5 protein-coding genes, 4 tRNA genes and 2 rRNA genes are annotated in these 6,036 nt (G+C 58.9%); 2 read left to right on the top strand and 9 right to left on the bottom strand.

The window, feature by feature from the left end:
* Positions 1-191: 191 nt before the first annotated feature.
* The 3 genes from P8Y64_14250 to P8Y64_14240 form a co-directional block, all read right to left on the bottom strand.
* A tRNA-Thr gene (locus P8Y64_14250) sits at positions 192-267 on the bottom strand.
* Between the two features lie 49 nt (positions 268-316).
* Positions 317-390: transfer RNA gene (locus P8Y64_14245), tRNA-Gly, on the bottom strand.
* Positions 391-463: 73 nt separating this feature from the next.
* Positions 464-548, bottom strand: a tRNA-Tyr gene (locus tag P8Y64_14240).
* Positions 549-714: 166 nt separating this feature from the next.
* On the opposite strand from P8Y64_14240, the gene P8Y64_14235 reads away from it, so the two are divergent.
* On the top strand, positions 715-2,037 hold the full coding sequence (locus P8Y64_14235) for a UDP-glucose/GDP-mannose dehydrogenase family protein (GenBank protein ID MEJ2061610.1): 1,323 nt from the start codon (positions 715-717) through the stop codon (positions 2,035-2,037).
* A gap of 33 nt (positions 2,038-2,070) precedes the next feature.
* Here the strand turns inward: P8Y64_14235 and P8Y64_14230 are convergent.
* The 4 genes from P8Y64_14230 to P8Y64_14215 all read right to left on the bottom strand — a co-directional run bounded on the left by P8Y64_14230 (position 2,071) and on the right by P8Y64_14215 (position 4,623).
* A tRNA-Thr gene (locus P8Y64_14230) sits at positions 2,071-2,145 on the bottom strand.
* A 69-nt stretch (positions 2,146-2,214) separates the two neighbouring features.
* The gene (locus P8Y64_14225) at positions 2,215-2,916 is read right to left on the bottom strand and encodes an SPOR domain-containing protein (protein ID MEJ2061609.1); all 702 of its coding nucleotides are present in this window, start codon (positions 2,914-2,916) and stop codon (positions 2,215-2,217) included.
* A gap of 1 nt (position 2,917) precedes the next feature.
* A complete protein-coding gene (locus P8Y64_14220) occupies positions 2,918-3,616 on the bottom strand; it encodes a type III pantothenate kinase (GenBank protein MEJ2061608.1) in 699 nt (232 codons plus the stop codon).
* Positions 3,613-4,623 (bottom strand): biotin--[acetyl-CoA-carboxylase] ligase, encoded by a 1,011-nt coding sequence (locus P8Y64_14215; GenBank protein ID MEJ2061607.1) that lies wholly within the window; start codon positions 4,621-4,623, stop codon positions 3,613-3,615. The genes P8Y64_14220 and P8Y64_14215 overlap by 4 nt, the downstream gene beginning before the upstream one ends.
* Positions 4,624-4,677: 54 nt before the next feature.
* On the opposite strand from P8Y64_14215, the gene P8Y64_14210 reads away from it, so the two are divergent.
* Positions 4,678-5,349: a lytic transglycosylase domain-containing protein gene (locus P8Y64_14210; GenBank protein ID MEJ2061606.1), complete on the top strand. Its 672-nt coding sequence runs from the start codon at positions 4,678-4,680 to the stop codon at positions 5,347-5,349.
* Between the two features lie 117 nt (positions 5,350-5,466).
* Here the strand turns inward: P8Y64_14210 and rrf are convergent.
* Positions 5,467-5,582, bottom strand: a 5S ribosomal RNA gene (gene rrf / locus P8Y64_14205).
* 110 nt (positions 5,583-5,692) lie between these two features.
* Positions 5,693-6,036: ribosomal RNA gene (locus tag P8Y64_14200) — 23S ribosomal RNA — on the bottom strand; the annotation flags it as partial.

The raw sequence follows: 6,036 nt of genomic DNA, 5'->3' as shown, positions 1-6,036 counted from the left end.
AAACTTCTCCGACATCACCCGCGTGATCGCCGCCGTCAGCGTCGTCTTGCCGTGGTCAACGTGGCCTATCGTGCCTACGTTTACGTGCGGCTTCTTACGTTCGAATTTTTCCTTGGACATTTCAACACCCCATAGCAAGGTCGATGAATCACAAAAAAACCTACATTCCCAAAACCGGCAACAACCGAAGGTGGAGCCCATAACCGGATTTGAACCGGTGACCTCGTCCTTACCAAGGACGCGCTCTACCAACTGAGCTATATGGGCCTTGTGGCAAACCGCCCGAAACCTGCTAGACCCGTATTCCCAAATCAATTGGAGCGGGTGATGGGAATCGAACCCACGTATTCAGCTTGGAAGGCTGAAGTTCTACCATTGAACTACACCCGCCTTGCCAAGAACCAAACCCCTGAAGCCATTGGGCTGCACGGGTTTGACGCCTGCCTGAACCACCAGTGCCGTATGGTGGAGGGGGGAGGATTCGAACCTCCGAAGGCTGAGCCAGCAGATTTACAGTCTGCCCCCTTTGGCCGCTCGGGAACCCCTCCTCGGGAAAGCCGCTCATTCTCCTAGATTCCGCGGACGTCTGTCAACCATTCCACGGCCTGCAGATGCAGCCCGCGCGCGCCTCTGGTAGCATCCCGCGCCACAGTATCCGTCGTGGTTTACGCCCCTTGGCGGCCACCCACTTTATGACCAAGAGATGACTATCCGATGAACGTCACAATCTACGGCTCGGGCTATGTCGGACTGGTGACCGGTGCCTGCCTGGCCCAGGTCGGAAACCATGTTCTTTGTGTGGATATCGACGAGGACAAGATCAACCGCCTGAAAGACGGCGAAATCCCGATCTACGAGCCCGGCCTGGAGGACATGGTGCGCGAAAACGTCGCCGCCGGCCGCCTCAGCTTCACCCTGGATGCCGCCGAAGGGGTACGTCACGGGCTGTTCCAGTTCATCGCGGTAGGCACCCCGCCGGACGAGGACGGCTCGGCCGACCTTTCCCATGTGCTCGCCGTCACACGCAGCATTGCCGAGAACCTCGCCGAATATCGCATCATCGTCGACAAGTCCACGGTTCCGGTCGGCACTGCCGACAAGGTCCGGGCCGAAGCGCGCAAGGTTCTCGACGCGCGCAGCGCGGATATCGACTTCGATGTGGTCTCCAATCCCGAATTTCTCAAGGAAGGGGCCGCTATCGAGGACTTCATGAAACCCGACCGCATCGTGATCGGCACGGACAACCCCCGTACCACCGAACTGATGCGCGCCCTTTACGCCCCTTTCAACCGCAACCACGATCGCCTGGTGGCGATGGACATCCGCTCCGCCGAACTCACCAAATACGCCGCCAACGCCATGCTGGCGACCAAGATCAGCTTCATGAACGAGCTGGCGAACATGTCCGAACGCCTGGGTGCGGATATCGAGCAGGTACGCATCGGCATCGGTTCCGATCCACGTATCGGTTATCACTTCATCTATCCCGGTTGCGGCTACGGCGGCTCCTGCTTTCCCAAGGACGTCAAGGCACTGGAGCGCATGGCCCGGGAAATCGGTTACAACGCCGAATTGCTGAACGCGGTGGAGAACGTCAACGGTCGCCAGAAGCTGCGCCTGTTCGAAAAGATGCAGCAGCATTTCGGCGATCTGCAGGGCAAGACCATCGCCCTGTGGGGCCTGGCCTTCAAACCCAACACCGACGATATGCGCGAAGCCTCGAGCCGCAGCCTGATGGAGGCCCTGTGGTCGGCCGGCGCGCACGTGCAGGCCTACGACCCGGTCGCCATGGAGGAATCCCAGCGCATCTACGGTCAGCGCGACGACCTGACCTTGTGCGAAACCCCTGAAGATGCGCTGAACGATGCCGACGCGCTGGCAATCGTTACCGAATGGAACGTGTTCCGCAGCCCCGATTTCACCCGCATCAAACAATCCCTGAAAACGCCGGTTATTTTTGACGGTCGGAACCTGTACGACCCGAATCACATGGTGCAGGAAGGTTTCAGCTACTACGCGATCGGGCGCGGTCTTTGATACAAAGCCAAAGCTAGAACGGATACGGGGGAATGGTGCCGATGGAGGGACTTGAACCCCCAACCTACCGCTTACAAGGCGGTTGCTCTACCATTGAGCCACATCGGCGCCGATGCTTGCGGCGCTGATTCTACTGGAAGCCTCTCGGCAGCAGCAAACCGCGGCAGCCGCCCGGAATCAACGGCAGTCCCTGCTGATGCGCTGCACGGACGTGCCTTCCGTACCTACCGCCTGCCAGGTATCGGCGTCCAGATGGTGGCCGTCGCGTTCGTCATAGTCCAGCCAGTAAAGCGTCTGCTCCCGGGTTCTGACCCGGATCTTGGTGGCATAGCCCAATTTCTTGAGATAAGCCTGGCGTCGCTTCGCGCGCGCCGGCTCGCTGAACAGCCCCAGGGAAATCGCGTTCTTATCCTCGTCCGTGGTGACGATGAAATAGTCTTTGATTCCCTTGTGCGCGAGCCCTTGCGCAACCTTGAGGGCGGCCTTGCGGGACTCCTGGGGCGGCAGGTACACCCAATAACCGACCGTGGCCTGCTGAGTGGTCGTGCGCAGCTGGGGTTTAAAGCCGGCCTGCCGGATCTTCCTGATGACGGCGTCGGCGGGTTGTTTGTCGGTAAACGGGCCAATGGTGTAGCAGGCAACCGCCGCTTGAGTCTGCGGCTGGGGTTTGGTCCCCGATCCGCTCGCCGACGATGCCGATTCCGTCGGCTGCTCAGCCGATGGCGGGGTCTGCAAAGGGCGACGCTCACTCAACAGCTGCAGTTCCGGCACCCCGGCGCTCACCGCCGGGAGCGGCTTGGCCACAGGAACCGGATTGAAGCGGTTCCAGGCCAGGTAACCGGCATTCAACAGCACCAGAATCAGAATAAAAATCCGCATCTCATTCGCTCGCAACGCGGGCGAGCCCGCGCAACACCAGGTTGGGCTCGCTCCGGTAATCTCCCTGCAACCAGGGCTTCAATGTTTCGGCGGCGCCACCTGTGAGAAAGCGCGTAACCGGGGCAGGCAGGCATTCTTCCATCTCAGCACAGATACGATCAATCCCTCCGGCCAGACCACGTACGACGCCGGCATAAAGTGCCGGTTCGGTATCACATGCGAACAAGGGCGCANNNNTCTGGAGAGTGAGCAGCTGACGTTCGATGCCGGGAATGATCTGGCCGCCTCGATGCGTGCCGGCCTCCAGCGCATCGATGGTGATCGCCGTCCCGCAATCAATCACGAGACCGGCACCCGCAGTGCATTCGGGCGCCACCGCCACCAAAGACATTAATCGGTCCGCACCGAAGCGCGCCGGATCCTGATAACAGGTTCGGACATCCAACAGTTGCCGCACCCCCCCGAAGAATTCCGGCTCGGGCCAACCCAGATCACGGCACAAATCACAAAAAAGCCGGTTGCCGTCATGGCCGATCACGCTGCAGACCAATACACGCTCCGGCCTTGCACGCCAGGCGGCCAATCGCATCCGCATGGTCTCGATATCACGACTGTCCGCCGACTCGACGGTACCGAGCACGGCGCCGTGCATGCCGGTCCATTTGGCGCGAGTGTTGCCCAGGTCCACCAACAGCATCATCGTATCGGCCTCAAGCTCACCTCGCCCGAATCGAACACCTGGAGACCGTTGTCCGTCAAAAGGCGCAGCCGGCCTTGCTCATCCACGCCGCAGGCGGTTCCACGGACGTTTTGCGCACCGACCGTTACCGAGACAGGCGCATTCATGAAAACATCGTAGTCCGGCCATTTCACCAATAACCTTGCAGAACCGTCACGTCGATAAACATCCAGGGTTTCACACAAACCACCGACCACTTCTGCAGCCAATGCCTCCCGATCAACGGCACATCCCATGGCTGTCTGAAGGTCCGCCCAGGGCTGATCAATCCAATCCGCCCGCCGGGTGGGCATTGAAATATTGATACCGACGCCGATCACGAACCGGCTCCACCCTCGTCCATCGATGCGCTGCTCGATCAATACCCCACCCAATTTACGGCCGGACCAATAAAGATCATTCGGCCATTTCAGCCCAACCTCGCTCAGCCCAAAGCGCTGCAGGGCATCCGCAAGCGAAACGGCCACCGTCAGGCTGAGGTCGCTGCGGATACCTTCGTCAGGAGCCGCATCGAAGGCCAGGCTGAGATAAAGATTGCTGCCGAATGGTGAGAACCAGGCACGCCCGCGGCGCCCACGGCCCCGGGTCTGTGATTCGGCATGGCAGAGATGGTATCCGTCGAAGAGCGGTGTATCGAGCCTGATCAGGTATTCGTTGGTCGATTCGGTCACCATCAACCCCTCGAACGCAGCGATGCGCGATTGCACGGCAGCCGGCAGGCGTGCCCGCACCGAAGAGACATTCAGCCCGTTCATTTGCTCCCGCAAAAGGATGCGCCCGTAGAGTGATATGACGGGAACACCCATGAGGGCGAGCGTCTCGATCACCCCGGCAACGTCGCCACGATCACAGCCGACATGTCCGGCAAATCCCGCGACGTCATATTCTGCATTCGCCTGAAGTGCCGCCATGGCCCGGTTCAGCCATTCAGCCGACGGCGGCATCGGTTCAGCTTCGCGAGTAGGCATAAAGAGGAAATTACTCTATTATTCAATAAGTAGCAGGGGATTCTTAATCTTCCGATGACCAATACCAATCCTAAATACGTTCGTCGGTGGCTCCTGGTCGCTGTCCTGGGCGCAACATTCGCATGCCCGGCCGCGCAGGCTGAACTCTATATCTACCACGAAAAGGACGGAACACGCTGGATCACTGATCATCGTATCGGCAATCCGGGGTTCACCTACATCGGCCGCTACGGCCGCCCCACCGCTACCCAATCATGCGTCGGCGTCACGCCCTCCATTCTCGAGGCGCGCGCGCACATGCATATGGCGACCGTCAGCAAGTATGCCGCCGAATACGACGTGGATCCGCTGCTGGTCAAGGCGGTTATTTCCGTCGAGTCCTGTTTCGATACCTTCGCCGAGTCGCGCGTTGGCGCAAAAGGCCTGATGCAGCTCATGCCAAGCACTGCCAGGAGGCTGGGCGTCGATCATCTCTTCAACCCGAAACAGAACATCAAAGGCGGCGTACGATACCTGAGCAAACTCCTGAAGCGCTACGACTACAACCTCAAGCGGGCGCTGGCAGCTTATAACGCCGGCCCGCAAGCCATTGATCGCTACAACGGCGTCCCCCCCTTCGCGGAAACCCAGAGCTACGTAAAACGGGTCCTCAACAAGTATCATCAATTCAGGGCACAGATCATCCAGCGGCCCTCGGACGATATGCAAAGCGCCTCGCTGCCCTGAACCTTATCCCTAAGCTCGGTTGTAGCCAGGCATATCGACCGCACCGTTCAGGGCGCCAAGGACAAATCCGGAAAATAAAAAAAGCCCCCGAGCAATCGGGGGCTTTTTCAATTAAATGCCTGGCGGTGACCTACTTTCACATGGGGAAACCCCACACTATCATCGGCGCTAAGACGTTTCACTTCCGAGTTCGGTATGGGATCGGGTGGTTCCATCTTGCCATTGCCGCCAGGCAAACCGTTTGATGTGCAGATATTCATCTACACACCGAATCTGAAGAGATGTAATCCAGGTTATGTCATGTCGTCGAACTCAGACCACACCCAAACCGTTTGGGTGTTATATGGTCAAGCCTCACGGGCAATTAGTACTGGTTAGCTTCATACATTACTGCACTTCCACACCCAGCCTATCAACCTTGTAGTCTTCAAGGGCCCTTCAGGGACCTCGAGGGTCCAGTGAGACCTAATCTTGGGGTGGGCTTCCCGCTTAGATGCTTTCAGCGGTTATCCCGTCCGTATATAGCTACCCGGCAGTGCCACTGGCGTGACAACCGGAACACCAGAGATACGTCCACTCCGGTCCTCTCGTACTAGGAGCAGCTCCCCTCAAGTCTCAAACGCCCACGGCAGATAGGGACCGAACTGTCTCACGACGTTCTAAACCCAGCTCGCGTACCACTTTAAA

This window comes from Gammaproteobacteria bacterium, assembly GCA_037388465.1.
Taxonomy (GTDB): Bacteria; Pseudomonadota; Gammaproteobacteria; order SpSt-1174; family SpSt-1174; genus JARRKE01.
This window is presented reverse-complemented; position numbering and strand designations above follow the sequence as displayed.